Origin of the sequence: Radiobacillus sp. PE A8.2 (assembly GCF_045635475.1) — a bacterium.
Classification (GTDB): Bacteria; Bacillota; Bacilli; order Bacillales; family Amphibacillaceae; genus JBJGXI01.
Window position 1 is genome coordinate 1 of record NZ_JBJGXI010000031.1, and the last position, 25099, is coordinate 25099.

The following is a 25099-nucleotide window of genomic DNA, read 5'->3' on the forward strand; positions in this document are numbered from 1 at the left end:
GTAACCTTGTATTTGCTGTTCAGTAATTACACCAAATACGGTATAGTAATAGTGTTGCTATAATTTTACAAACATAATCCACCACAGATGTGACTTTTATGAAGTTAAACCGTCTATATAATTGATCTATTATCCTAGGAGGGTAGATTGCATGTCTGACTATAAGCAGAGTGAGCTCTCGACATGGTATGAGGAACACAGTGCGTCCATTTTTAAATACATTTGTATGATGACACACGATTACCAATTAGCAGAGGATTTAACACACGATACATTTATTAAAGCATATAAATACTTTGATTCGTTTGAAGGAAAAGCTTCTCCTAAAACGTGGCTATTTCGTATTGCCCATAATGTAACAATTGACTACATAAGAAAGCAAAAACCATTAAATTTTCTTAAAGAAATTATATTTTCAAAAGGAGATGCAGGACCATCTGCGGAGGAAATGGTTGAAATAAAGGAGAATTCAAAAGAGTTGTATGAAGCGTTAAGTAAGTTGAATCAGTCTTACCGGGAAGTAATTATTCTCCGGAAAATAAAAGGCTTTAGCATACAAGAAACGAAAGAAATTTTAAACTGGTCAGAAAGCAAAGTGAAAACCACTCTATATAGAGCATTACCCGCTCTCGAAGAACAATTGGTGAAGGGGGGGTTTTTAGATGAGGCACGATAAGTCAGAGTTAGATCGTCTTTTACAAGACCTTGATGATGACATCGACTGGGATGAAAGTCGTCAAAAGCGACTAGGAAATAAGATCCAATCAACACTTAATAAACGTCAACAGAGGCTAAAACGATGGAAAAAGAGCTTTAAATACGTTTCAAGTACAGCTGGTGTGATCGCCTTATTATTCCTAGGATTTCAGTTTTTCTCTTCCATACCTAATTATAAATCTAGCGATGAAGCCGCTGATTCTGGGAGCCCTCAAGCAGATTATGATACATCAGAGAATTCAGGCCAGGACACGAGTGGTAATGATAGCGGCAGTTATGATGGAGCAGAAGGTGAAGAAGCTACTAATAATGCTGCAGAGGAATCTAATTCGGATGGGGAATCAAGTCATGAAGAACCCCGTGAAGAGATGGAAAATCAATCTGATTTAGAGCAAAGAATCATCATGCAGCAGCGAATTGGTGATGGGCAGTTAAATGCATATGAAAATATAAACAACATAAGAAATAATCAAACGGTAGAGCAAGTGAAAGAAATCATGGAGCAAATCTCATGGGAGAAAGTAGAAGTAGACATGAATCGTCCAGCAGATTATCGTTTTTATTATGAATATGAAAACACGGACATGGCAACAAAGGCAATCATGCATAACATTTGGGTTAGCGATAATGGTGACCAGTTAGTAATCGTTAGAGATCCTGATGAATATGCAGTGCTAACGAAACAAATGTCGAAAATTCTATTTCATGTGCTTACAGGTGAAGAATTAATGGTCGAATAATAAACGGGGGAGAGTTCCAACCAATCTGGTTGGAGCTCTTTTCCAAAAATGAATCTTATCATGCACAGCAGGAGGGATCAACAGTGTCTTTATTCAATCTTATCTTCCTAATCATAGTTGCATTTATCTTATCGTTTTTCCTTGAATTAATAGTAAGAAATAGGCTTCGTATTGAAAAGCCTGAAGGAGCAAGAAAGTATGTTAACAAGTATCATAAGTTTGGAGAAATTTTGTTTAGTTCTTTCTTTGCGATTGGTATTTTCTTTGTACACACTGCTTCAACCCAGGCAATTGCATCCTTGTTTGCCGTTTTTGTTGTGATTTATCATAGTTTTGCCTATTATATGCAGCGAAAGTATTTCCCTGAATCGAAAGAGCATATCCTAAATTTGATTGTCGGTATGTTCTTGCTGTTATTTATTGCTGTAGTGGTAGTTCTGGGAATGTTATTATAAGTCTTAATAATTACTCTTTAATGATGTAAAGGGAGGGTTTATTATGGAACTATTTTTAATTATTGTTGTTCTCGTATGCATAGCACTATGCTACGCACCATTCATGTTTGATACGTTACAAGCGATGCCATTTGTGTTCAAAATTAGAAACACAATTATCTTCGGAGTTATCGGTGTTATATTTTCCTTGCAAATAGACCCATTTCCAATCATCAATGTCTTTGCAGGCATGATTGCAGGGAGTTTTGTTGACTATCTTGTTAGAGATAAGCAAACATGATATTGCTCATTAGGCAGCCAAAGTAATTATAACTTACTATGGCTGCCTATTTTTTAATACCTCGAATAAGGTGCCTTTTAAGTCTTCATAGTTGAAGTGAATTCCGTCGTAGTAGTGATTGCTAATCCGGCGCTGTGGAAAAATACGCCCTTTCCGCGGGGAACGCTTCAGCCTCCTCCCTCGCAAAGAGCGCTCACTGCGGGGTCTTCAGACTGTTCCTTTCCCGCTGGAGTGGCGTATTTTTCCACAGCTTAGGTAGTTTTCTGTTACGCACCTTTTATGAAGCGTAGGCCCTCCACTTTGACTCCTGCGGGACTAGCGGCGTAAGTGAGACCCCGCAGCGCGAAAGCGCGAGGAGGCTCACTAGCCCCCCGCGGAAAGCAAAGTGGAGGGACGGAGCGGTGCACATGTATGATGAGTGAATACCTAAGCACTACGACGCATATTAGGACATTTCCCGCAATAACTGAAAAAATAATCCAACAAATAGCAATCTATCCAAATGAAAATTTGCACATCCTAATAAATGCTAAATTACATTAGGAGATGGACTATATAAAAAAGGTTATCTTGTTAACAGTAGTGTTATTGTTGGCTATTCCTGCGGTAGCGGGTGCGCAGCATATTGTAAAACCTGGAGATACGATGGGGAAAATAGCAGTGCAATATGGCATGTCACTGGAACAAATTGAAGTATTGAATCCGCATATTGAAAATATCGACTGGATTTATCCTAACCAACATATCAATATTACAAGCAATCACTTGGCAGAAGATATTATCGGGTACGCGCGTAGTTTGCAGGGAATAACAGATTATGTTTAAGGAGGACAAAATGCCCCTTATGAAACGGATTGCAGCGGTTGGGCACAGCATGTATATCGTACATTTGGAATCGACCTCCCGCGTACAAGTACGCAGCAATCAAAGGTTGGGACACCGATCACATTCAGTCAAATTCAAAAGGGTGATTTGATGTTTTTCGGTGATAACGGAAAAATTACGCATGTTGGGATCTATATTGGTGACGGGCTATGGATTAGTAATTTGAATTCAAATAAGAATGTTGAGATTTTTGCCGTATGGGGAAGATGGAGTTATCCGAGGTTCTTATGGGCACAGCGTGTAATTTAAATTGTGAAAATGCCGACTGCTAGATGGTCGGCATTTCTATTCTTAAAGCGAACTTAAAATTTACCTGGTGGACTCAATCTTAAGAACCTTGTCTACAATTAATCGAATCATAATCATTAAAAAAATATAGATTGGAAGTGAATAGAAAGATTTCCACTCGTAAGGTTTGTAGATTTGCATTTTTATCGCAATAGGCTCAAGAATAAAAGCAAAACAAACAGCTATAACAATCGCAGAAATAATAAAATTTATCCATTGTCTTGCATATTGATATATAACCATAAAAATAATCGAAATCATCATATCAATACATATAATTCTTGGACCCCATGGCAATACCATATAAGGGTATTCCCAGAGCTGCAGTTCCCCTCCAAGTGTATCTAAAACAGTTACGATTAATAGCGAAATTGTACCGAATAGGAGGATGTTTTTTAGTCTAGTTTTATCAACGATTCTTACCCAAAGAATAATTAAGATAGTTAACGATACTATCATGAATAACCACTGAGGTGAAAAAACGACTTCACTACGCCAATGTTCCCACCTTAAAGAACTCACTGTTTTTTGTGCTTCTTGTATATTTGTTAGATTTGTATGTATCACGGTGAGCGTCTCACACCTTTTAAAATTGTTACATGGTATTGTTTACATACTTAGCACCTTCATACATTATGGTTTACAGTGACGGTTCTCAATAAGATCCCCAATATCAGACCGTAGATAAGATGGCCTACTAGCCACAACAAAAGTGCGGGAATATTTGTTATCTCTGGTGTTTGATCGGATAATGCAGTTGTGGGAAAAAACAGTAACCCAATGCAAATATTAAGCAACGTCGTTAATATGATGATTCGTCTTTGTATCCATCGCTGATAATTCATAAGCAGAAGTAAAGCGATGCTTATTATAATAGACACTGCAATATGAAACAAAAATTCAATTATCTCTGGAAAATGTATTTGCTTTAGAACAGGGATATAATCAATGTTTAAGAGCAACCTATACACTTTTTGACCTGTTATTAGTTCTATAGCTTTAAAGAAAAGGCCTAATGTAATGCCAGACAGGCTGCCCACGAAGAAACCATTTCTTACAGTTGTGATCATAGTTTAACTCCTCTCTTAGTTTATATAATACCAAATCATCGAACTTACTAATTAATCTATGCTTTAATTCGTATGTTTTAATATTTCCACATTATTTACAATAGATAAGGCATGATAATCGTGAGGAGGTGACAAGGTGCCTAATCCATTTGAAGCAGTTTGGAACTCACTAAAAACTGCTATAGATAGCACAGACGAACCGCATTCGCCATTACATGTAATTGAAGTAGGGGATTGTTGGAAGTATGTAACGATGGTTGAAGAATACATTCGTTATGAAGAAGTGGGATTGAATACAACCACGGATGATGAAGTAATAGAAATGTTAACAGATGCAGTTAAAACGTGTGAAGCACATGTGAACAGGTTAAGCCAATTCATGCGAAAAGAGGGCATTTCATTGCCAGATGTTACATCGGCAAAACCAGACTCCGTTCCCAATGAAGTTCCTTTGGGGGTGAAGTTAACTGATGATGAGATTACTAATGGTATTGCATTCAAATTAGTTACCTGTATACAGGCGTGTGCAAAGGGACAGGCTGATTCGGTGCGCACGGATGTCGGTTTAATGTGGCTTGAATTTTATTCGGAGTGGGTAACTTTCGGTACGACATTAAAAACACTGATGCGTAAACGAGGTTGGCTTAAAGTTCCGCCGTACTATTATCCGCCTGGTATTCCAAAACAGTAAAGCATAAAACCGACTCAAAGCACTAGGGTCGGTTTTTGCTAAATAATACTGATTTTGTACAAGGTAACATAAAGTCATTTCTTAGATTAGTTCATTTACTAAAGTCTTATGAAAATACATAACTCACTTTATCATAGTCCATTTTATCAAGATAAAACCGATGTGCATCCTCGCGTTGCAATCCTGAAGATAAAGAGACGATTTTATAGTCATGTGCTTTTGCCCACTAATGAACGTATTCTAACAGTTTCACCCCGTAACCTTTTGACCGTTCAGCCGGCAATGTAACTAGATCGCATACCCAGATAAAGTGACCATTATATAAGGTGATCATCGGGATGAAACCAGTAATTGCCACCATCTTGTTATGGTGGTAAAGAGCAACTAATTGATATCCTTCCTTATTTCTGGCTTCTGTAACTAAATGTAGATAGGATGCTTTATCAAGATTTGTGCGCAGATGTCTCATCACCACAAAACCAGCCAAAATTTCTGATTCGGTTACAAGCTTTTTAAAAAATAGATTTTCCATGAACAGAACTCTCCCTCACATCAATCACATTAAACTCGTTTGAAATGACAATGCTTTTTGTATTTCCTTTATCTCGGAGCTCTTGCCACTGACTAGAAGCGTGTCTCCATGATGTAGGGTCGTGTCACCATGTGGGATAATAACCTGACCATAACGGATAATGTGCAAAATAAGTGTCTCACCTAAAAACGGAAGTTCTGTTATTGGTGTTTGATCAAACTTGTTATGATTGACGAATACCTCTTTAATTGTCTTATTATGCCTTGAAATTAATTGTAGTAGACCAGGATTATCAACCAATACTTTTAACAGTGTTCTCGTCGAGTATAATGCGGAATAAACTGAAAATCCTTCTTCTACTAATTGTTTATGTAATACTTGGTCCTCCACTTTAATAATCACAGATTGTATTCCGTGACGCTTCGCATTTCGTCCCAAATTAATATTTATCATGTCAGATTCAGTTGCAATAATTGTTTTATCTGCCTCGAAGGCATTATTAGCATCTAGCTGCTCAATGGTTAATTGCTGCACCTGTATGTGTGGGAACGATTGATCATGCTGCTTTGGCTGTGGTTTTGTACTATATAAACGAACAATCATCTTTTCCTCCGTTAAATCTCGAGCTACTAATCTGGTCGCATCTGTAGAACCGATAATTGAAATTTCATGCTGCTTACTTGTAGATTTAGTTTCTGGAAAATATTTCGCAAATAGTATTGGTGATATTAAACAAGTAATAATGGATACGAGTATAATCGCACCATTCAATACATTATCAATTACACCAAGATCTAGAGCAATGGCTGCAGCCGCGATAACAAGACTAAGTTTGGAAGTTGTAAGTACACCAATGCTAAGTGTTTCTCTCCATGAGTACCATTTCTTCAAAATCAGTGTAGGAACAATTTTGGCAATGTACATGAATACTAGCAGTAAGGGCATAAGGAATAGTATTTTTGTATCAACGAACAGTTCCCAAATGTTTAAACGTACACCAACCATCACGAAAAATATCGGGATAAAAAAACCAAAACCAAAAGAGTCTAACTGGTGTACAAATTCTTTTTTTGGAGACAACAGCGAAACAATAACACCAGCTAAAAAGGCGCCTAATATATTTTCTGCACCGATTGATTCAGAAATGGCAACAAATAATAAAATAAGGGTAAATACCCCTCTTGTTCCTAGTTGCACTGTTCCTTTTAGCAGATTATCAAAGAACTTGAATTGAAAATAATTTTTAATAATGCGATAGGTTAGAAATACTGCTAGGAATAGAACGAGCAATAACATCACTCGCATTCCTTCTTGATCGCGGAACATCGCATATACCGTTAGTAAGATCATTGTAGAGAAATCAGCAATGACCGTGGTGAGTAATATAACCTGCCCTAGTACACCATCACTTAGGTTTTTTTCTTTTATTACAGGCACAACGATTCCAAGCGAGATGGTAGAAATGATCAGTGTCATTAAAAAGGGATCCTTAATCAAATCTAGAAATACAAGTATATAAGATAGACCAAAAGACACGATTAGTATCAGAGCAAAAATTATTAAGGACAAGATGATTGGTGTCGGCAGATTGTCTTGTTTCTGCTTCTTGTTAAAGGCGCTAAAATCAATCTCTAACCCACTAATAAACATAAGAAAAATAAACCCTAACAACGATAGTAATTCAAGTAAAGGCTCTTCTGTAATAAGATTAAGACCACTTTGTCCGATAATGAGTCCGGCAATAATTTCAGCAATTACAACCGGAACAAAGTTTAACTTAAACCGTTGTAGAATAATGGGAATGAAGAATGCAATTCCAACAACGAACATAAGTGATGTGAGTGATTGATGTTCCATATAAGCACCTTCTTTGAGTGAGTTTGTATTTTTGAGGAAAATGAATTTATATGTAAGCTTTCATTCCTTTTGATTATCCTAACTCATTTAATCATGTTTATATAGTAAAACGAACTAAGGATTTTGTTCTTATATTAATCAGATGCATATCGCCATTTACACTGACATTTAGTTAGGTTAGTCCATTACCAGACTATGTCTTTAGAGAATTATTGAAATCCACTCAAGATACTTATAAATTAATGAAGTATAAATTAGGAATATAAACAACTGATATCAGGAAAGCTATTGCTAGAAATCATACTTCTACCAAGTAGGTGGCCTAATTATGAACAACTACACCAATGACAACACAGCTAGACGGTATGTAGCACATGTCAGTGTGCTTGGCACGACACAAATTCATTTGAGAAACCCATACATTGTTGCTTGGTGGAGTGCTGCTTTCCCAGGCTTTGGCCACTTGCTTCTATCGAAATACCTTCGCGGGTTCGTATTATTCGTTTGGGAAGTATTAGTAAATATACAAGCAAATGTGAATCTGGCAATGGTTTATTCTTTTCAGGGCGAAATCGAAATGGCTAAGGCTGTATTAGATACAAGATGGTTATTAATTTACATACCTGTGTATCTTTTTGCGATTTGGGATAGCTATCGAACGACGGTTGATCTGAATAAGGTCTATTTACTTGCGGAACGGGAGGAACATCGCTTCAATTCGTTTAGTATTGGAGCATTGGAGATTAACTATCTTGATAAAAGAAATCCAATTCTTGCTGTCATTTGGTCATTGTTTGTTCCTGGCCTAGGCCAGCTGTATATCCATAGAATTGTAACAGCTTTTTTTGTAATTATATGGGTTGTAATGTTTTCTTACTTTTCCCATAGTCTGGAAGCACTTTCGCTTTTATTTCTAGGAGAATTAGAAGAAGCAACATCCGTTCTAAGGCCTGCATGGCTATTATTTTTCCCGTCTATTTATGGTTTCTCTGTCTATGACTCGTACTCGAACACGGTAGAAAATAATAAGCTTTTTGAAAAAGAGCAACGTCAGTTTCTACAAAAAAATTACCAAGCAAAAACCTTTGAAATACTAAATGGACAAAAAGTGAAGTGATATTATGCAACTGTTTTCGACTTTTGAAAATAATGCTTTTCTAGAAATAGTAATTGCAATGCTTGAGAAAAAAGGGATAAAGAAGGAACAAATATTTGCCGTACCCCTTGATAATAGAACGGAACAACGAAAAATTTTTGATACATTACATAGATCAGATGGGACTTCTTTAGTTGATGTTGGAATGGCTTTAGCTACTGCATTTGCTGTAATTGGTGCGAGCATAGGCTTTAAATTGGCGTGGGGACCAATCTATTGGGGTTTAATCGGAGCGATTGTTGGTTTCATAATCGGCTTTGCAATAAGAGTGTTTACAATTACAAGAAATAAAAAGAAATTACTGAAAGGTAAACATGGGGAAGTGATTTTAATTATTGAATGTGAAGACGTGGATGCGGAGTGGGTTGAAAATATTTTATGGGACCACTATGCACTAGGTGTAGCTAAGATTAAATGACAATTGGCCAAGCAGTTGGATCACACCATCTGAGCTGTTGTGTTATTGCAAAAGTATATAGTAATTATTAAATGCAATCGGCTTAGTTAATTCCATAATACTGATTTTAAGATATCTGTATAAGGTAATTATGAAATTGACTCGGCTAACAAATAAATAAAAACATTTACATAAAACTAGCAGGGATATCACTCATTATTGTCAAAGTAAAATAAAAGACAAGAGTTGACTTGAATGGAGTGATAAATCATGAAAGAAAAGTGGAAACAGGCTTACGGTTCGTATTCTATACCAGATGATATATATAAGCTCCATGATCTCGAAAATAGATTGCAAAATAATAAGTTATCATCGGCAATGATCTGTTTTCGACCGATTATCTTTGCGTATGCCTATGCCATTACACCACCGGATCTTATCCCTTTTGCGGATACAGGTGGAGATGGTATCCATTTTGGGTTCTTAACTGATTTTGGCCGTGTCAAAGATTTAACACAAGCACCAATTGTATGTGTTACCCCAACAAATGACCCACCAATTAGATATATCGCTCGTAATCTCAAGGGATTTTTGAATATGGCAGCGTCTGTACCTGATGTAGAAATGCTGGAAAGCTTTATGTTCCTTGATGACGCACAAATTCAAAAAGAGTGCGAGCTGGTAGAAAAAGACACGCCCCGTAAGTTATTAAAACAACGAGCAAAAATTACTAAGCAATTGATAGAGACCTTTCAGTTAGAGACTGTTTCCGTGCATACTTGTTTATCGGAAGCAAGACAAGAGCGGGAAGGAAAGATTGTGATTTCAACAACAGATGGTTTAGGAATTGTTGACGATCGAGAAAATGGTAAGCAATTTCGTTCTTATGAGTGGGACTATGCTAATCCATTTAGCGAGCAAGAAAAAGAACGGATGCAAGCGTTTCTGCAAGAAGCTAAGCTAGTGGAGAAGTTGGCGTTCATTCGTGATGCAAATATGCGCTATATTACAGCTCCAGGCTATGATGAAGTCGTATGGCAGTTGATGATCGACACGCTCAAAGAATTAGGACTTGAAGATGACGCGGCAAGACTACGTATTAGAGAGTAGAAGGAGAGGTTATCATGTACGAGCAAAAAACAAAAGAAAACGATGCTAGTGTAATAGAATTTATTGAAACGGTTGACAGTCCAAAAAAACGAGAAGACGCTTATAAGCTGTTAGACATTTTTACTGAAACGACGGGCTACCCTGCAAAAATGTGGGGGACCAGTATGATTGGTTTCGGATCTTATCATTATAAATATGATTCTGGCCATGAAGGAGATGCGATGCTGGTTGGGTTTTCACCTCGTAAAGCAAAGATAAGCTTGTATTTTGCAACAGGGGATGACAAGCGAGGAGAACTATTAGAAAAATTCGGCAAGCATACAACAGGGAAAGCGTGTGTGTACATAAATAAAGTAGCGGATATTGATGTAGAAGTGCTAAAGGCTCTCATTAACCAATCTGTAGCATTTTTACAAAAAACGTATCCCGACAAAGGAGAATAAAGTGATGAGCGGTGTGATGCAAACAAGAGATCATTTAGTGGAAGAGTTGGAGCTTGCAGTTCGAACAACAGAAACCCTAATAAAGCGTGTAAGCAAGGAAGAATGGGACTACCGACCGCAAGATAATATGCGTTCATTATTGGAGTTAGTTCATCATCTTGTTTCTGTTCCGGCTTCAGATTTAGCGATTTTACAGGAGAAAACGGAACAAGAAGTGGGTATTGTCGAGACTAGTGTGCAGGACATTGTCGATCCAGAAACGCTCGCAAATCAGTTGCGTACTAATTTTGAAAAGGCTCAAGCCTATTTTTTATCTCTAAGTGAAGACGATCTGTTACACAAGGAATCAAAAGCTTTTTACTTAGATCATGGGTCTGTGCAAATGAAGTGGTTAATCGAGATTGTTACGCACATGTTCCATCATCGCTCACAGCTGTATAACTATTTAAAACAGAATGGACACGATCTGCATTTCTTTATGCTGTATGTATAACAAGGAGGAACTATATTGAAAAAGATTATTCCACATGTAACGATTGCCAATTGTAAAGAAGCGATGGAATTTTACCAAACGATATTTGGCGGAGATATTAAAAATACCCAACTAGCGGACGGCATTGAGATGTTCAAAGGACATGAAGGCAAATACATACATGGAGAACTCAATATAAATGGTGCGTGCATCATTTATTTTAACGATGTATTTAATGGTGAAGTTAACAAAGGAAATAATATTCAGTTGACGCTACAATTAGAAAGTGAACAAGAATTAAATCAGATTTATGAAGCACTAATTAAAGATGGTCAAGTGAAAATGGAATTACAGGATACGTTCTGGAAATCAAAATATGCAGTCGTACGTGATAAATATGGATTGTCTTGGGCGTTAAATTTACCTTTATAGAAGAGTGGAGAGACAATGGCCATTGTCTCTCCTTTTAGTTAATTTTCTTCAGGATAATCACAAATTTCGATAATTGTTCCTTCTGTATCAGCAGGGTTCAAATAGATTAACCGCCGCCCGTGCTTGTTTGTTCGCAAGCTATCAGGTAAAGTACGAATCCCTTGCGCTTTAAATTCAGCTAATGCTGCTGTCAAATCGTCGACACGGTATGCGATGTGATGCACACCTTTTCCTTTTTGCTTGATAAACCGAGCAATTGGAGAAGTCGTATTGTTCGTAGGTGCTAGCAGTTCGATGCGATTACCGTTCACTTCAAGGATTGCTATTTCACTTTCCACACCCTTGGCCTCACTTCGATATCGATCAATGAAACTGCCTCCTAATATCGTTTCGTAAAAATGAATGCTGTCGTCTAAATTCCGAACCGCTATACCAATATGGTCCATTTGTTTATCCATGTTGTCGTGCCCCTTTAATTTTCTTTCTTCATCATAACGTATTGCTTGATAAACCTCTAAACTAACGAATCGCCAAAATGTTTTGCTGTCCATGATACAATGTAGGTATAGAAAAGATGATGTTAAGTTGTGCTTTTATGCATTTTTTGTTAATCTACTCATTATAACTAATTTCAGATTTTTCAAAATCATCCTTTTAGGAGCGATAATATGACTAAAATAAAGGTGCAAGATAAATGGAATCGGCCTCTACAGGACTTACGAATTTCCGTCATCGACCGTTGTAATTTCCGTTGCATCTATTGTATGCCGAAAGAGATCTTTGGTAAAGATTATGCTTTCCTGCCCAAAGATCAGCTGCTATCTTTTGATGAAATTGAAAGCTTAGTAAAGGTATTTGCGGAGTTAGGTGTGAACAAGATTCGTTTAACAGGTGGCGAGCCGTTGTTGCGAAGAAACTTAGCTGATTTAATCAAGCGAATTAATCAAATAGATGGTATAAACGATGTGGCGCTAACGACGAACGGTGTGCTGTTAGTTAGACAAGCGCAACAGCTAAAGGATGCAGGTTTAGACAGAATCAATGTTAGTCTTGATGCATTAGATGATACAGTGTTTAAAGCGATTAATGATAGTGGTGTAAGTAGCTCTGCTGTCATTAAAGGGATTGATGCTGCCGAGGAAGCAGGATTAACCGTGAAAATTAATATGGTAGTGGAAAAAGGCGTCAACGATAATCATGTGCTTGAAATGGCCAGTTATTTTAAAAAACGTGGGATTACGTTGCGGTTTATTGAATTTATGGACGTTGGAACTTCAAATGGTTGGGATTTTTCAAAAGTAGTAACGAAAAAGCAGTTATTTGAACAGCTTACAACAAAATTTGAATTAGAACCCGTTGATGCAGCCTATTTCGGCGAGGTGGCAAAACGGTACCGTTATAAAGGTACAAACACAGAAATTGGATTTATTACTTCTGTATCGGAATCGTTTTGTTCGAGCTGTACGAGAGCAAGGCTTGCTGCTGACGGCAAGTTTTACACGTGTTTGTTTGCGAGTGCAGGGTTTGATTTAAGAAAACTAGTTCGTGATGGTAAAAACCACGAACAATTATCAGAGGAAGTGCAAACAATTTGGGGCAATCGTGCCGATCGTTACTCTGATGAACGAACGGAAGAAACGGTGAAAAATAGAAAGAAAATCGAAATGTCGTATATTGGTGGATAAATAGATGTGAGAGAGGAAGATAAGCAGTGGATGACCGGTATTCACGCCAAACTTTATTTAAACCAATCGGATTACAAGGTCAGCAACTTCTCGCAGATAAGCATTTGCTAATTGTTGGTGCAGGGGCACTAGGCACTGCAAATGCTGAGGCATTGGTGCGTAGCGGTGTTGGTTATGTGACGATTGTTGATCGCGATTATGTAGAAGCTAGCAATCTGCAAAGGCAGCAACTATATACCGAGCAGGATGCGGTTGATCGTCTTCCGAAAGCTGTTGCAATCGAGCAGCGCCTAAAAGCAATTAATTCCACGGTTGATATTACAGGCATTGTTATTGATATAACGGCAGAGACATTAGTACCGCTTGTTCAGCAAGTGGATCTTATTATTGATGCGACCGATAATTTTGATGTGCGTCTCCTCATTAATGATGTTGCACAAAAGTATAACATTCCGTGGATTTATGGTTCATGTGTAGCGAGTACAGGGATGAGTTATACAATTATCCCTGGAAAAACCCCTTGCTTGCAATGCTTGTTAGGTGCAGCACCGATGTCTGGTGCAACGTGTGATACGGCCGGAATCATCACGCCCGTCGTACAAATGGTTGCTGCTCACCAAACCGCAGAAACATTGAAAATTTTATCCGGGAATCAAGATGTGTGCCGTGATACTTATGTAACGTTTGATCTGTGGAATAATAGCTATCTGACTTTTAATCCAACAGCTGCAAGAAAAAAAGATTGCCAGTCGTGCGGGCAATCGCCGACTTATCCAAGCTTGAAATATGACAGACAAACAAAAACAGAAGTGCTTTGTGGGCGAGATACCGTTCAGATCCGCGCGCAGCAACAAGTGTCTCTCGGTGCGCTTGCAGAAAAACTTGCTGTCGTAGGCGAAGTAAAGAAAAATCCCTATCTCGTCTCCGTTGAGCTGGATCAATACCGTGTTGTATTTTTTAAGGATGGACGTGCATTTGTGCATGGAACGAACAATATCGAGGAAGCGAAAACCGTTTATTATCGATTGAAAGGATAAGGAAGGAGGTGCAGTGATATGGTTGAGTCCAGAACACCAATTCTAGTAAATGAAGCAATCCAGCGTGTGATGCACTATGCTGCGGCTGGAAAAGTTGAATATGTACCAATCGAAGCGGCTCATGGTCGTTTTCTTGGTGAAGCGTTAATTGCTGATCATGATGTACCATTGTTTGACCGTTCTCCGTACGATGGCTATGCGGTAAAGGCCGAGGATACGAAGGGTGCTTCCGCAGAAACGCCGGTTGAGCTCGAAGTAGTAGCAGAGATTGGTGCAGGGCATGTGTATGATGGCGCTGTAGCGTCCATGCAAGCAGTTCGGATTATGACTGGTGCAGAAATACCCGTAGGTTGTGATGCTGTAATCATGCTTGAAGAAACAGAATCTACTAATCAAAACAAAACAGTGCTAGTTAAAAAGCAGTGCGGCCCCCGAGAAAACATTACCCCGCAAGGCGAAGATACTAAAGAGGGAACCGTGCTCGTGCAACAAGGCACACATATAACGCCTGGTATTATTGCGTTATTAGCTACCTTTGGTTATGTGCGAGTGCCTGTCACTGTTCGCCCTAAAGTTGGTATCATCTCTACCGGAACGGAATTACTTGAGATTAATGAAGCACTTGCACCTGGAAAGATACGCAATAGCAATGCATATATGTTACTTGCTCAAATTGAACGGGCTGGAGGTACGCCTGTTATGTTAGGTCAATTCGAGGATGATTTTGAACTTTGTTATCAAAAGGTGAAGCAAGCTTTAACAGAAGTTGATATCGTCCTAACGACTGGTGGGGTGTCTGTTGGCGACTATGATTATATGCCAGCGATTTACGAAAAGCTCGGTGCCAACGTGTTGTTTAATAAAATAGCGATGCGCCCAGGTAGTGTGACGACGGTTGCTGCACTTGAAGGTCAATTGTTGTTTGGATTATCAGGAAATCCAGGGGCTTGCTTTGTCGGATTCGAGTTGTTTGTACGACCAATCATTCGTGCTAACTTTTTCGTATCAGGTGTACATTTGCGTCGGATGAAAGCAGTGTTAACGTGTGATTTCGAAAAACCTAATCCGTTTTACCGGTTTGTACGCGGCCAGTTGAACAATCAGGGAGAAAAACTAACGGTGACCAATTCTGGTTTGGATAAAACGAGTGCTGTTTCTTCACTTGCTATGGCTGACGCGTTGATTGTGTTACCGGGTGGAGACCAAGGCTATCATTGTGGAGATGTTGTTGATGTACTTTTATTACATGACCAACGTGGAAGTATCGAGTTTGGAGGCGGAAACTAGTGTATGAAGTAATCGACCAACCAATTATTGTCGATGATGTGATAAAAAAAGTGGAGCGCCGGGAAGCTGGTGCGATTACGACATTTATCGGTACTGTGCGAGAGTGGACACATGGCAAGCGGACGGTTTATTTAGAATACCAAGCATACGTGCCGATGGCAGTAAAAATGCTTGCACAAATTGGTGACGAAATTACCGAGAAATGGCCAACAGCACAAACAGCGATTACCCATCGTATTGGCCGTCTTGATATTTCGGATATAGCGGTTGTGATTGCCGTTTCATCACCGCACAGAAAAGCGGCCTATGAAGCAAACGAGTATGCAATCGAACGGATTAAACAAATTGTGCCGATTTGGAAAAAGGAACACTGGGAAGACGGCGAAACGTGGATTGGCGATCAGCTCGAACAAACGTCATACCCACAAGGGAAACCAGAGGTAGGGGATGAGACGGAATGATTAAGATTTTATTATTTGCTCATTTACAAGAAGAAATCGGTCAAGCCTCGATTGAAATTGATCGAGCAGAGTTAACTGTAGCCGAATTAAAGCAGTGGGTAACGGAAGCATACACTGTGAGTAACTTAGATCAAGTAATGGTTGCGGTTAACGAAAATTATGCCAGCGACACCGATATTATTTCAACAGGAAGTACGGTTGCATTAATCCCACCAGTTAGTGGTGGATGATAAAGGAGAGACGCTTATGCTGAAAAATCATCGAAAACAAGCGGCTAGAACTGTTGCTTGTCATGTGATTACTGTAAGTGATACGCGAACGGAAGAAACCGACAAAAGTGGAAAGTTAATTCAGCAGCTGTTGGCGGATGCCGGTCACTCGACTGCTGCTTATGCGATCGTTACAGATGATGCCGAAGCGATTGAAGCAGAAATTGAGAAAGGCATTACTAATCCTCGAATTGACGCGATCATCTTAAATGGCGGAACCGGGATAGCGAAAAGAGATGTGACGATTGAAATTGTCCAAACGAAGCTTGATAAAGAAATGCCAGGGTTTGGTGAGATCTTTCGCTTTTTAAGCTATCGAGACGACATTGGAACGGCTGCAATTTTATCACGTGCCACCGCTGGCACAGCGAGAGCCACTGTTATATTTGCTGTCCCCGGTTCCACTGGTGCAGTTAGGCTGGCGATGGAGTCGTTAATCTTACCCGAAATTGGTCATGTTGTCGGAGAAGTGCGGAAGGATCTATAACCCTAGCACTCAAAGGTCCGTACGTTTAAAATCGCCGCTTTTTCCACCTGTTTTTTCTATTAAATAAGTTTGTCCAATCACCATCCCTTTATCAACAGCTTTACACATATCGTAAACTGTTAAGGCGGTAACAGAAGCGGCAGTTAAAGCTTCCATTTCTACTCCTGTACTGCCCTTTGTTTTCACGAAAACAGTAATGAGCAGGCGATAGGAATCATGATTTTGCTCCCAGTCAAATTGAATGTCGATCCCACTGAGCGGCAATGGATGACACATCGGGATGATCGTTGACGTTTGTTTAGCAGCCATAATCCCCGCTACTTGGGCAACGGATAACACGTCACCTTTTTTAAATTGATGATTGGTTATTTTTTCATAGATTTCTGGATTTACATAGATGCTAGAACGAGCCGTTGCTTGACGGTTCGTTATTTGTTTATCCGTAATATCGACCATCTTGGCGCGGCCTTGTTCGTTAAAATGAGAGAATTCAGGTGCCAATAGTTTTCTCCTCCAATTGGGTGTGGAAAGTTTTTCTCATTATAGCAAAAACTGCTGGAACATGCCTTATGCTATAATCGTTTTATTTAAAGTGGAAAGGTTCTGTTTGTATGAAAAAGCGCTTGTTATGTAGTGGGTTACTTATAATAGTGTGGTTAACTGGTTGTGCACTATCAGAATCTGAGCAACCTTTAGAAGTTACCGTGTCTGCAGCCGCTAGTATGACCGATGCAATGACCGAAATTGTAGACCTATTTGAAAATGAACATCCTGAGATTAAGATTTTGTTAAATATCGGATCTTCTGGTGCACTACAACAGCAGATTTTACAAGGTGCACCGGTAGATGTGTATGTGTCAGCGGCTGAAGATAAGTTTGAACGCTTAGTTTTGGAGGGGATGATTGACGATACACATGCAACGAATTTGTTAGGAAATTCACTAGTTTTAATTCAACCTAAAGAAGCTGATCAAAAACTAACTTCTTTTGAAGACTTGGATTCAAGCGATATTAGCAAACTGGCAATTGGTACGCCAGAGACCGTACCTGCTGGAAAATATGCCAAGGAAACACTGATTTCAGGTGGTATATATGACCGATTACAACAGCAAGGGAAATTAGTTTTCGCAAAGGATGTGCGTGCGGTGCTCACTTATGTAGAAACAGGAAACGTTGATGCTGGTATCGTCTATCATACCGATGCATTAACATCTGAAAATATTAAAATTGTTGCTTTTGCGGAGGAGCGGAATCATACGCCAATTGTCTATCCTGTAGGTGTTATTAATGGTGGGACACATCATGACCAGGCGGTGGATTTTTATCAATTTTTGAAGGGTGAACAAGCGATGTCTATTTTTGAGCAATATGGATTTGTTTCCATGGTGGAACAATGATTTTCTCAGAAATGTTTTGGCAGCCAATTGCGCTGTCACTAAAGGTTGCAGTTGTCGCTGTTATCGTTGTACTTGTGATTGGTGTGTGTACGGCGTGGTTGATGACGAGAAAATCGTTTAAAGGACATAGCGTGATTGAAACGGTGCTGTTACTTCCAATTGTTCTGCCACCAACAGTAGTGGGGTTTTTACTCGTCGTCGCTTTTGGTCAACAAGGGTTTATCGGTCAACTGATTCAAGCAATTTTTCAGCAGTCGCTTTTGTTTACCGTCGCAGCAGCGATGCTAGCTGCTGCAATCGTTGCTTTTCCACTAATGTATCAATCCGTAAAGCTTGGTTTTCAAGCAGTGGACAAGGACATAGAGGATGCAGCGCGCGTGGATGGGGCAGGAGAACTTGCCGTATTCGGTTACATAACATTACCGATCAGTCGCAAAGCAGTGCTTGCTGGGGTGGTGCTCAGTTTTGCTAGAGCAATCGGAGAATTTGGAGCAACATTAATGTTCGCTGGCAACATTCCAGGTAAAACGCAGACAATATCAACAGCAATTTATGTTGCGATGGAAACAAATCAAATGGAATTAGCGTGGGCGTGGGTGATTGGAATTATATTATTGTCGTTTACAATGCTATTTTTGATTAGGCGGTTTGCAGATTAGTTTGTGTGGATGCTTATAGGTGCGGTGACAGCTTGGTCGATGGGGAATTGCACCATGTTTTGGTGTAATTGCACTACATGGGCGAGGGATTGCACCACACCGTTGGACAATTGCACCATAAAACACGATAATTGCACCACACCACAGCGTAATTGCACCAAACGACTTCAATCGCCGAAAACATCCCCAATTCAAACTGTAAATTCACTGTAAATTCATTCGACATGATACGAGGGCGCCTTATTGCTCGGCGCCACTCATTTGTTGTTCCTGCTGATCATCAGTAATCATACGGCCAACTACGTCTGTTACTGGACAGTAGCGGACGATCCCTTCTGCAACCTTCGCAGCCCCCATAATAGCAAGCATTAACGAGCCATTATGCTTTGGATGTCTCACCATCCTTGCTGTCGCTATGCTTAAACAAGTCAGTCCACATGTGATGCGAACGAGTGCATTTAAAATTCCGATATTTTGTCGAATCAATTTGTCACCTTCTCTCACAACTTTAATGCGCTGTACGTTATGATATGGTACGATAGAAAAAACTAGAAAAAGAGGCGAATGGTAATGAGTGAACAATACTATCGTTGGAGAAACCGAGATATTAGAAAGCAGGTTGCTGTACTAGATGGCGACACCTCACCATCAGTATTACTTAAAAACGCTCTCTATTTAAATGTATTTCTAAAACAATGGATTAAAGCAAATATTTGGATTTATCAAGACCGAATTGTTTATGTTGGAGACCAGCTTCCAGCTAATCAATCCGACATGGAAATCGTAGATTGCTCGAATCGGTATGTTGTACCTGGTTATATTGAACCGCATGCTCATCCGTTTCAGTTATATAATCCCCATCAATTTGCTGAATATGCATCACAGACGGGCACAACGACATTGGTCAATGATAATTTAATTTGGCTCTATTTACTGGAACAAAAGAAAGCGTTCTCATTAATCGATGATTTTATGGGAATGCCGGTATCTATGTATTGGTGGTGTCGATTTGATTCACAAACCCTTTTACAGGATGAAAGAGAATTATTTAGGAATTCGAAGGTATTAGAGTGGTTAAACCATCGTGCAGTAATTCAAGGCGGCGAGTTGACATCGTGGCCACAAGTAATTGCTGATGATGATCGTATCCTTTACTGGATGCAAGAAGCGAAGCGACTAGGAAAACCAATTGAAGGTCATTTTCCTGGAGCTTCGGAAAAGACGTTAACTAAATTAAAATTACTTGGAGCAAGCGCAGATCATGAGGCGATGACAGGTAAAGAGGTCATCGATCGTGTCCGTTTAGGCTATCAAGTATCGCTTAGATATTCTTCCATTCGTCCAGATCTTCCAACCATCTTTAAGGAGATTCATGAAGAAGGGCTAAATCATTACGAGATGTTTGGGATGACGACTGACGGCTCAACACCGGCTTTTTATGAGCAAGGTGTTATTAATCAATGCATCCAAGTTGCGATTGAGCAGGGTGTCCCTGTCGAAGAAGCATATTTAATGGCAAGCTATTATGCTGCTAAACATTTTAATATGCAGGATCGATTAGGTAGTATTGCCCCTGGCCGAGTTGCGCACATTAACATACTAGAGGCAAAAGAAAAGCCGAACCCAATTTCCGTACTTGCAAAAGGAAAATGGATGAAGAAAGACGGTAAATTGGTATCTTCAGGATTCGAAATCGATTGGGATCATTATGGAATTAAACCATTAACTATGGATTGGGAAATAGAAGAAAATGATTTACAGTTCTCACTACCAATTGGATTGGAAATGGTCAATGATGTGATTTTGAAACCATATCCAATTCGAATTGATGCAATGGTAAACCGTATACACGACCATCTTCCTGAGTCTTTCCTCGTGCTGATGGACCGTTATGGAAAATGGCATGTAAATACTTTAATAAAAGGATTTACGAAATCATTAGGTGGATTAGTGAGCTCTTACACAACGACCGGAGATATTGTGTTAATTGGTAAGTGTAAGCAGGATATGATGCTAGCTTGGAAACGGATGAAGGAGATTGGTGGGGGTATTGTTCTGGTTCATAACGAGGAAATTATTTATGAACTTCCATTAACACTTGGCGGTATGATGTTTGATGGGGATATTGAGAAATTAATTGAAAAAGATAAAGAATTAAAAGCAATATTAAAGGAACAAGGTTACCAATATGATGATCCCGCGTATAACTTGTTATTCCTAACTTCAATACATTTACCTTACATTCGTATCACACCGAGTGGTATCGTTGATGTAAAGAAAAAGGAGATTCTATTTCCTGCTATCATGCGGTAAGTCTGCTATAATGAAAAAATGGAAAATCAGATAATTAAAACTTAAGGTTGTTTTCAAAAAGTTTGTTGTTATTAGATAAATCAGCTAAACTCCGACGTAACGTAGTGTACGTGATTTCCGCTCCAGGCAGTCGCTTTTCGCTAGTTTAAAGCGTTTTTCTTTAAACAGGCACGGCTTCAGCTAACTCAGAAGCAAATGTTTTCGGTGGGACGAGTAATCGAAGTCCCAAAGTGCGCTTCTGAGTGGATCTTCAGCTCGCGCTTTTCCCGCTGGAGTCGACTGCCTGGAGCTCCAATCACCCGACGTAAAGATCAATCCCGTTAGCAGCGAAGTGCATTTCCGGAGCGGGCTAGCACTCTCAAACTACGACGGATATTGTTTCAACTTCGACGTGACAATATACTTTACGAAAACAGCCAAACTTAAAAAAGGTGCGTGAAAAGTTTTGAAGAAACAGTGGTCGTCTATTATCCTAATGATCTTTTTATTATTACTAGTTGCAGCATGTTCAAATGATGATCAAGCAAGCGAATCTAATTCAAATGAAAATGAAGTACAAGTACCAGAAATCGAAGAACCTGAAGAAGTTGAAGAGCCAGAACCTGAACCAGAGGAGCCTGAATTTGAAAACATCCATCCATTAACGGGAATCCCAACTAATGATAGTGTTGATAATCGGACGATTGGTGTTATGATTAACAACCATCCGAAAGCAAGACCGCAATCAGGATTAACAAAAGCAGATGTGGTGTTTGAGATTTTATCTGAGTATAATATCACTAGGTTTTTAGCATTATTTCAAAGTGAACAGCCTGAGGTAGTTGGACCTGTTCGTAGTGCTCGTCCCTATTATTGGAATTTAGCAGACAGCTTTAATGCGTTGTACATTTATCATGGTGCTGCAACGCAATTTGAAAACAAGTTGAGAGCTGGTATCGTCGATAATCTGAATGGTGCTTATTATGATAATGACAAGCATTTATTTAAACGAGAGGATTTTCGTGTAGCACCACACAATTCATATTTACTATTAGGTGCTGCTTATGAGGTTGCGGAAGAGAATGGTCTAGAGGTAACTTATGATCACAAAGCATTATCGTTTTTATCTGAAGAAGAAGTGACCGCGATTAGTGGGGATCCCGCCACGGAGATAAGTTACTCTTATACTTCAACACCAACTAGGTATACGTACGATACTAGTACAGAAAAGTATTCTCGATTTAATGGTGATATGCAGACGGTTGAATTAGACACAGAAGAGCCGGTACAGTTAGACAATCTATTTATTTTAGAAACTCATCATGAGGTCGTTGATAGTTCTGGCCGCCGTGAGATTGATTTCGAATCTGGTGGAGATGCCTACTTATTCCAAAAAGGGAAAATGCAAGAAGTGCAATGGAAAAATGTAGATGGTAAGATTTTGCCTTATGATGGCGACACTCCAGTTGGTTTGGTTCCTGGGAAAACATGGATTAATGTAATTCCGAACAATCCAGGTTTGGAAGCTGTTACAATCAAGTAAGCAATTAGTCGAAGAGGTGAAGCAAGCATGCAAATTGATAAATTGCGAGGCGAGCATTTAGATCAACTATTTGAAGCGATTTTATCATTAGAAAATGTAGAGGAATGCTATCGTTTCTTTGATGATATTGCGACAATTAGTGAGATACAATCGCTCACGCAGCGGTTACAAGTGGCTAAGATGCTTAGAGAAGGGTACACATATAATACAATTGTGAAAGAATCCAGTGCTTCGACTACGACAATCTCGAGGGTGAAGCGCTGCCTAGACTATGGAAATGATGGCTATCAAATGGTCTTAGACCGCACTCAAACAAAAGAAAAAGATCAGGAGTAGTGCGGTCTTACAGCAGAGAAAGGGGGCAGGTAACTATGGTTCGCTTTGGCGTCATAGGTACAAATTGGATTACCGAGCGGTTTATTGATGGAGCGAAGCAGGTCGATGATTTTTCATTAACAGCTGTCTATTCTAGAACGAAGGATAAAGCAGAAGCATTTGCTGCTAAATATGATGTAGGTCAGACTTATACCGATCTGGATGAATTCGCACAGTCGGACATAGTTGATGCGGTATATGTTGCTAGTCCAAATTCCTTGCATGCGGAACAAGCAATACGATGTATGCAGCATGGCAAGCATGTAATTGTCGAAAAGGCAATGGCATCGAATAGTAAAGAAGTAGCAGCGATGATCAAGGCTGCTAAGGAAAATAATGTGTTATTAATGGAAGCACTAAAAACAACACATATGCCCAATTTTGAAGTGATTAAAAATAACTTACATAAGATTGGTACAATTAGACGATACTTTGCGAGCTATTGCCAATATTCTACCCGTTATGACAAACTAAAGGATGGCACAGTGTTAAATGCGTTTGATCCTAAATTTTCAAACGGATCTTTAATGGATATTGGTATATATTGTGTTTATCCGATGATTGCGTTGTTTGGTAAACCGAATAAGTGGCAAGCTAACGCACATATGCTGTATTCGGGTGTAGATGGGCAAGGTAGTATCCTCTTTGATTATGATCAAATAAACGGTATGGTCATGTACTCCAAGATTTCTAATTCATTTGTGCCATCAGAAATTCAAGGAGAAAAAGGCAGCATTATTATTGATAATATTCAGTCACTTTCTAAGGTGGAAATCAGATATAATGATGGTACTATTGAAGATATTGCTGAGCCACAAGTAGAAAATACGATGTTTTATGAAGCAAAAGCATTTATAACATTGATTAAAGAAAATAAAAAACAATCGGACATAAATACGTTTGCAGTTTCATTACAAACAGCTGAAGTGTTAGAGGAAGCTAGAAAGCAATTCGGTCTTGTGTTTCCAGCTGATAAAGCTTAAAAATGAGTGAAGCTCTTCTTGTATAGGAGAGCTTCATTTATTTTTGTAGCGTTGTGTTTTTCCTGAATTATTGATTTGTTTTTTGTTATAATGAAAAGATGGATATTACTATTAATTTTTATAGAAAAGAAAGTATAAAATTTGTGCATGTATCTAGCTCCGAGCGCTAGAAACGTAGCGAGGTCACGAATCGCCTTAAGATAGTCATCATCGATTCACGTTTTATGGAAGGTCGACTAAAAGCGGACTTCTCATTCAACGTCGACATACCCCTACGCGGGGCATGATTCTTTTATCTTAGTCTATTCGCTCCAGTCGCTATGTTTCTAAGCGGGCGCTCTGCGCTTTTTTTAACATAGATGATGCGGGCATGGCTATATATGGAGGTTTTCAATTTTGTATGATTTGAGTTCATGGAAACATGTATTTAAACTCGATCCGGCAAAGGAAATTTCGGATCAGGATTTAGAAAAAATTTGTGAATCAGGTACAGATGCGGTCATCGTCGGCGGTACAGACAATATTACATTAGATAATGTCCTCGATTTGATGAGTCGCGTGCGACGTTATACGGTACCTTGTTCGTTAGAGGTCTCCAACTTGCGCGCACTTACACCAGGATTTGATTTTTATCATGTACCAATGGTGTTTAATAGTTCTGACAAAAAGTGGATCACAGGTATCCAGCATCAAGCGATTAAAGATTATGGTAATGTGATGGACTGGGATGAAATCTTTGTTGAAGGCTATTGCATTATGAACGAACAAGCGAAGGCGTACAAGCTAGCTGACTGTTTTATGCCTGATGAAGAAGATGTGATTGCTTTTGCACGAATGGCAGAGAACATGTTTAGGTTGCCAATTTTTTACTTAGAATACAGTGGAATCTACGGCGATCTAGGGCTTGTCCAAAAAGTAAAAAAACAATTAACTGACACGAAACTTTTTTATGGTGGCGGAATTAGTTCTCCAGAGCAGGCAAAGGAAATTAGTCAGATTGCCGATGTTGTTGTTGTCGGCAATGTTATTTATGAAAATATTAAGCAAGCGCTGAAAACAGTGGAAGCGGTGAAAGGAAAAAAATAAAGGGTGGTGTCTC

At 39.2% G+C, this 25099-nt stretch carries 31 protein-coding genes and 2 pseudogenes; 26 read left to right on the forward strand and 7 right to left on the reverse strand.

The features are described from left to right. Window positions 1-151 precede the first annotated feature (151 nt). The 6 genes and pseudogenes from ACI6MV_RS15800 to ACI6MV_RS15825 all read left to right on the forward strand — a co-directional run. Window positions 152-676: an RNA polymerase sigma factor gene (locus ACI6MV_RS15800; protein ID WP_407271287.1), complete on the forward strand. Its 525-nt coding sequence runs from the start codon at window positions 152-154 to the stop codon at window positions 674-676. Beyond that, window positions 663-1457, forward strand: coding sequence for a hypothetical protein (locus ACI6MV_RS15805; protein ID WP_407271288.1), 795 nt, complete (start codon window positions 663-665; stop codon window positions 1455-1457). The genes ACI6MV_RS15800 and ACI6MV_RS15805 overlap by 14 nt, the downstream gene beginning before the upstream one ends. A gap of 83 nt (window positions 1458-1540) precedes the next feature. Then, window positions 1541-1912: a DUF4181 domain-containing protein gene (locus ACI6MV_RS15810; protein ID WP_407271289.1), complete on the forward strand. Its 372-nt coding sequence runs from the start codon at window positions 1541-1543 to the stop codon at window positions 1910-1912. A gap of 43 nt (window positions 1913-1955) precedes the next feature. Beyond that, entirely contained in the window at window positions 1956-2192 is a 237-nt protein-coding gene (locus ACI6MV_RS15815; protein WP_407271290.1) for a hypothetical protein, read from the forward strand. Between the two features lie 546 nt (window positions 2193-2738). Then, a complete protein-coding gene (locus tag ACI6MV_RS15820; RefSeq protein WP_407271291.1) occupies window positions 2739-3017 on the forward strand; it encodes a LysM peptidoglycan-binding domain-containing protein in 279 nt (92 codons plus the stop codon). Window positions 3018-3038: 21 nt separating this feature from the next. After that, window positions 3039-3326, forward strand: a pseudogene (locus ACI6MV_RS15825) (C40 family peptidase); the annotation flags it as partial. Between the two features lie 60 nt (window positions 3327-3386). Here ACI6MV_RS15825 and ACI6MV_RS15830 read toward each other — a convergent pair. Both ACI6MV_RS15830 and ACI6MV_RS15835 read right to left on the reverse strand, forming a co-directional pair. Beyond that, window positions 3387-3932: a CBO0543 family protein gene (locus ACI6MV_RS15830; RefSeq protein WP_407271292.1), complete on the reverse strand. Its 546-nt coding sequence runs from the start codon at window positions 3930-3932 to the stop codon at window positions 3387-3389. Between the two features lie 59 nt (window positions 3933-3991). Then, window positions 3992-4435 (reverse strand): hypothetical protein, encoded by a 444-nt coding sequence (locus ACI6MV_RS15835; protein WP_407271293.1) that lies wholly within the window; start codon window positions 4433-4435, stop codon window positions 3992-3994. Between the two features lie 136 nt (window positions 4436-4571). On the opposite strand from ACI6MV_RS15835, the gene ACI6MV_RS15840 reads away from it, so the two are divergent. Next, window positions 4572-5126: a DUF3231 family protein gene (locus tag ACI6MV_RS15840; RefSeq protein ID WP_407271294.1), complete on the forward strand. Its 555-nt coding sequence runs from the start codon at window positions 4572-4574 to the stop codon at window positions 5124-5126. A gap of 106 nt (window positions 5127-5232) precedes the next feature. Here ACI6MV_RS15840 and ACI6MV_RS15845 read toward each other — a convergent pair. Further along, a pseudogene (locus ACI6MV_RS15845) lies at window positions 5233-5658 on the reverse strand (GNAT family N-acetyltransferase). A gap of 24 nt (window positions 5659-5682) precedes the next feature. After that, a complete protein-coding gene (locus ACI6MV_RS15850) occupies window positions 5683-7515 on the reverse strand; it encodes a cation:proton antiporter domain-containing protein (protein WP_407271295.1) in 1833 nt (610 codons plus the stop codon). Window positions 7516-7843: 328 nt separating this feature from the next. Between ACI6MV_RS15850 and ACI6MV_RS15855 the strand changes: the two genes are divergently transcribed. From ACI6MV_RS15855 to ACI6MV_RS15880, 6 genes are all read left to right on the forward strand, one after another. Further along, complete coding sequence (locus tag ACI6MV_RS15855; protein ID WP_407271296.1) at window positions 7844-8632, forward strand: hypothetical protein; 789 nt, start codon at window positions 7844-7846, stop codon at window positions 8630-8632. A 4-nt stretch (window positions 8633-8636) separates the two neighbouring features. Further along, window positions 8637-9089 (forward strand): hypothetical protein, encoded by a 453-nt coding sequence (locus tag ACI6MV_RS15860; RefSeq protein ID WP_407271297.1) that lies wholly within the window; start codon window positions 8637-8639, stop codon window positions 9087-9089. Window positions 9090-9338: 249 nt separating this feature from the next. After that, the gene (locus ACI6MV_RS15865) at window positions 9339-10178 is read left to right on the forward strand and encodes a hypothetical protein (RefSeq protein WP_407271298.1); all 840 of its coding nucleotides are present in this window, start codon (window positions 9339-9341) and stop codon (window positions 10176-10178) included. Between the two features lie 14 nt (window positions 10179-10192). Then, window positions 10193-10621, forward strand: a complete 429-nt coding sequence (locus ACI6MV_RS15870) for a DUF1801 domain-containing protein (RefSeq protein WP_407271299.1) — start codon at window positions 10193-10195, stop codon at window positions 10619-10621. A gap of 4 nt (window positions 10622-10625) precedes the next feature. Continuing rightward, the gene (locus tag ACI6MV_RS15875; protein WP_407271300.1) at window positions 10626-11114 is read left to right on the forward strand and encodes a DinB family protein; all 489 of its coding nucleotides are present in this window, start codon (window positions 10626-10628) and stop codon (window positions 11112-11114) included. Window positions 11115-11129: 15 nt separating this feature from the next. Beyond that, window positions 11130-11525 (forward strand): VOC family protein, encoded by a 396-nt coding sequence (locus ACI6MV_RS15880; RefSeq protein ID WP_407271301.1) that lies wholly within the window; start codon window positions 11130-11132, stop codon window positions 11523-11525. Window positions 11526-11563: 38 nt separating this feature from the next. Here the strand turns inward: ACI6MV_RS15880 and ACI6MV_RS15885 are convergent, their stop codons facing one another. Next, the gene (locus tag ACI6MV_RS15885; protein WP_407271339.1) at window positions 11564-11983 is read right to left on the reverse strand and encodes a VOC family protein; all 420 of its coding nucleotides are present in this window, start codon (window positions 11981-11983) and stop codon (window positions 11564-11566) included. A 210-nt stretch (window positions 11984-12193) separates the two neighbouring features. Here ACI6MV_RS15885 and moaA point away from each other — a divergent pair, with 210 nt between their 5' ends. The 6 genes from moaA to ACI6MV_RS15915 are packed head-to-tail and all read left to right on the forward strand — an operon-like array spanning window position 12194 to window position 16751. Next, entirely contained in the window at window positions 12194-13210 is a 1017-nt protein-coding gene (gene moaA, locus ACI6MV_RS15890) for a GTP 3',8-cyclase MoaA (protein ID WP_407271302.1), read from the forward strand. 26 nt (window positions 13211-13236) lie between these two features. Beyond that, window positions 13237-14247 (forward strand): MoeB/ThiF family adenylyltransferase, encoded by a 1011-nt coding sequence (locus ACI6MV_RS15895; protein ID WP_407271303.1) that lies wholly within the window; start codon window positions 13237-13239, stop codon window positions 14245-14247. A gap of 18 nt (window positions 14248-14265) precedes the next feature. Beyond that, window positions 14266-15534: a molybdopterin molybdotransferase MoeA gene (locus tag ACI6MV_RS15900; RefSeq protein ID WP_407271304.1), complete on the forward strand. Its 1269-nt coding sequence runs from the start codon at window positions 14266-14268 to the stop codon at window positions 15532-15534. After that, window positions 15534-15995 carry a molybdenum cofactor biosynthesis protein MoaE gene (locus ACI6MV_RS15905; RefSeq protein WP_407271305.1) on the forward strand — a complete coding sequence of 154 codons (462 nt, stop codon included), beginning with the start codon at window positions 15534-15536 and terminating at the stop codon, window positions 15993-15995. Before ACI6MV_RS15900 ends, ACI6MV_RS15905 begins: the two co-directional genes overlap by 1 nt. Further along, window positions 15992-16225, forward strand: a complete 234-nt coding sequence (gene moaD, locus ACI6MV_RS15910; RefSeq protein WP_407271306.1) for a molybdopterin converting factor subunit 1 — start codon at window positions 15992-15994, stop codon at window positions 16223-16225. The genes ACI6MV_RS15905 and moaD overlap by 4 nt, the downstream gene beginning before the upstream one ends. Window positions 16226-16241: 16 nt before the next feature. Then, complete coding sequence (locus tag ACI6MV_RS15915; protein ID WP_407271307.1) at window positions 16242-16751, forward strand: MogA/MoaB family molybdenum cofactor biosynthesis protein; 510 nt, start codon at window positions 16242-16244, stop codon at window positions 16749-16751. 9 nt (window positions 16752-16760) lie between these two features. On the opposite strand, the gene moaC is transcribed toward ACI6MV_RS15915, so the two are convergent. Further along, window positions 16761-17252 carry a cyclic pyranopterin monophosphate synthase MoaC gene (gene moaC, locus ACI6MV_RS15920; RefSeq protein ID WP_407271308.1) on the reverse strand — a complete coding sequence of 164 codons (492 nt, stop codon included), beginning with the start codon at window positions 17250-17252 and terminating at the stop codon, window positions 16761-16763. Between the two features lie 110 nt (window positions 17253-17362). Between moaC and modA the strand changes: the two genes are divergently transcribed. Next, on the forward strand, window positions 17363-18148 hold the full coding sequence (gene modA, locus ACI6MV_RS15925; RefSeq protein ID WP_407271309.1) for a molybdate ABC transporter substrate-binding protein: 786 nt from the start codon (window positions 17363-17365) through the stop codon (window positions 18146-18148). Further along, a complete protein-coding gene (modB, locus tag ACI6MV_RS15930) occupies window positions 18145-18807 on the forward strand; it encodes a molybdate ABC transporter permease subunit (protein WP_407271310.1) in 663 nt (220 codons plus the stop codon). The genes modA and modB overlap by 4 nt, the downstream gene beginning before the upstream one ends. 240 nt (window positions 18808-19047) lie before the next feature. Here modB and ACI6MV_RS15935 read toward each other — a convergent pair whose 3' ends face one another. Then, window positions 19048-19293 (reverse strand): YgaP family membrane protein, encoded by a 246-nt coding sequence (locus ACI6MV_RS15935; RefSeq protein WP_407271311.1) that lies wholly within the window; start codon window positions 19291-19293, stop codon window positions 19048-19050. 84 nt (window positions 19294-19377) lie between these two features. Here ACI6MV_RS15935 and ACI6MV_RS15940 point away from each other — a divergent pair, with 84 nt between their 5' ends. The 5 genes from ACI6MV_RS15940 (at window position 19378) to pcrB (ending at window position 25086) form a co-directional block, all read left to right on the forward strand. Then, complete coding sequence (locus ACI6MV_RS15940; protein WP_407271312.1) at window positions 19378-21120, forward strand: adenine deaminase C-terminal domain-containing protein; 1743 nt, start codon at window positions 19378-19380, stop codon at window positions 21118-21120. 445 nt (window positions 21121-21565) lie between these two features. Continuing rightward, window positions 21566-22642, forward strand: coding sequence for a DUF3048 domain-containing protein (locus ACI6MV_RS15945; protein ID WP_407271313.1), 1077 nt, complete (start codon window positions 21566-21568; stop codon window positions 22640-22642). Window positions 22643-22669: 27 nt separating this feature from the next. Then, complete coding sequence (locus ACI6MV_RS15950; protein WP_407271314.1) at window positions 22670-22978, forward strand: YerC/YecD family TrpR-related protein; 309 nt, start codon at window positions 22670-22672, stop codon at window positions 22976-22978. 35 nt (window positions 22979-23013) lie between these two features. Continuing rightward, complete coding sequence (locus tag ACI6MV_RS15955) at window positions 23014-24000, forward strand: Gfo/Idh/MocA family protein (RefSeq protein ID WP_407271315.1); 987 nt, start codon at window positions 23014-23016, stop codon at window positions 23998-24000. A gap of 396 nt (window positions 24001-24396) precedes the next feature. Continuing rightward, window positions 24397-25086 (forward strand): heptaprenylglyceryl phosphate synthase, encoded by a 690-nt coding sequence (gene pcrB / locus ACI6MV_RS15960; RefSeq protein WP_407271316.1) that lies wholly within the window; start codon window positions 24397-24399, stop codon window positions 25084-25086. The last annotated feature ends 13 nt before the right edge of the window (window positions 25087-25099 follow it).

Coding starts and splice junctions, on each gene's coding strand:
- ACI6MV_RS15915 (WP_407271307.1), top strand. CDS start 16,242: ATGCTGAAAAATCATCGAAAACAAGCGGCTAGAACTGTTGCTTGTCAT.
- ACI6MV_RS15800 (WP_407271287.1), top strand. CDS start 152: ATGTCTGACTATAAGCAGAGTGAGCTCTCGACATGGTATGAGGAACAC.
- ACI6MV_RS15870 (WP_407271299.1), top strand. CDS start 10,193: ATGTACGAGCAAAAAACAAAAGAAAACGATGCTAGTGTAATAGAATTT.
- ACI6MV_RS15820 (WP_407271291.1), top strand. CDS start 2,739: ATGGACTATATAAAAAAGGTTATCTTGTTAACAGTAGTGTTATTGTTG.
- modB (WP_407271310.1), top strand. CDS start 18,145: ATGATTTTCTCAGAAATGTTTTGGCAGCCAATTGCGCTGTCACTAAAG.
- ACI6MV_RS15940 (WP_407271312.1), top strand. CDS start 19,378: ATGAGTGAACAATACTATCGTTGGAGAAACCGAGATATTAGAAAGCAG.
- ACI6MV_RS15955 (WP_407271315.1), top strand. CDS start 23,014: ATGGTTCGCTTTGGCGTCATAGGTACAAATTGGATTACCGAGCGGTTT.
- ACI6MV_RS15900 (WP_407271304.1), top strand. CDS start 14,266: ATGGTTGAGTCCAGAACACCAATTCTAGTAAATGAAGCAATCCAGCGT.
- ACI6MV_RS15835 (WP_407271293.1), bottom strand. CDS start 4,435: ATGATCACAACTGTAAGAAATGGTTTCTTCGTGGGCAGCCTGTCTGGC.
- ACI6MV_RS15875 (WP_407271300.1), top strand. CDS start 10,626: ATGAGCGGTGTGATGCAAACAAGAGATCATTTAGTGGAAGAGTTGGAG.
- ACI6MV_RS15950 (WP_407271314.1), top strand. CDS start 22,670: ATGCAAATTGATAAATTGCGAGGCGAGCATTTAGATCAACTATTTGAA.
- ACI6MV_RS15865 (WP_407271298.1), top strand. CDS start 9,339: ATGAAAGAAAAGTGGAAACAGGCTTACGGTTCGTATTCTATACCAGAT.
- ACI6MV_RS15805 (WP_407271288.1), top strand. CDS start 663: ATGAGGCACGATAAGTCAGAGTTAGATCGTCTTTTACAAGACCTTGAT.
- moaA (WP_407271302.1), top strand. CDS start 12,194: ATGACTAAAATAAAGGTGCAAGATAAATGGAATCGGCCTCTACAGGAC.
- moaD (WP_407271306.1), top strand. CDS start 15,992: ATGATTAAGATTTTATTATTTGCTCATTTACAAGAAGAAATCGGTCAA.
- ACI6MV_RS15815 (WP_407271290.1), top strand. CDS start 1,956: ATGGAACTATTTTTAATTATTGTTGTTCTCGTATGCATAGCACTATGC.
- modA (WP_407271309.1), top strand. CDS start 17,363: ATGAAAAAGCGCTTGTTATGTAGTGGGTTACTTATAATAGTGTGGTTA.
- ACI6MV_RS15850 (WP_407271295.1), bottom strand. CDS start 7,515: ATGGAACATCAATCACTCACATCACTTATGTTCGTTGTTGGAATTGCA.
- ACI6MV_RS15860 (WP_407271297.1), top strand. CDS start 8,637: ATGCAACTGTTTTCGACTTTTGAAAATAATGCTTTTCTAGAAATAGTA.
- ACI6MV_RS15885 (WP_407271339.1), bottom strand. CDS start 11,983: ATGGATAAACAAATGGACCATATTGGTATAGCGGTTCGGAATTTAGAC.
- ACI6MV_RS15855 (WP_407271296.1), top strand. CDS start 7,844: ATGAACAACTACACCAATGACAACACAGCTAGACGGTATGTAGCACAT.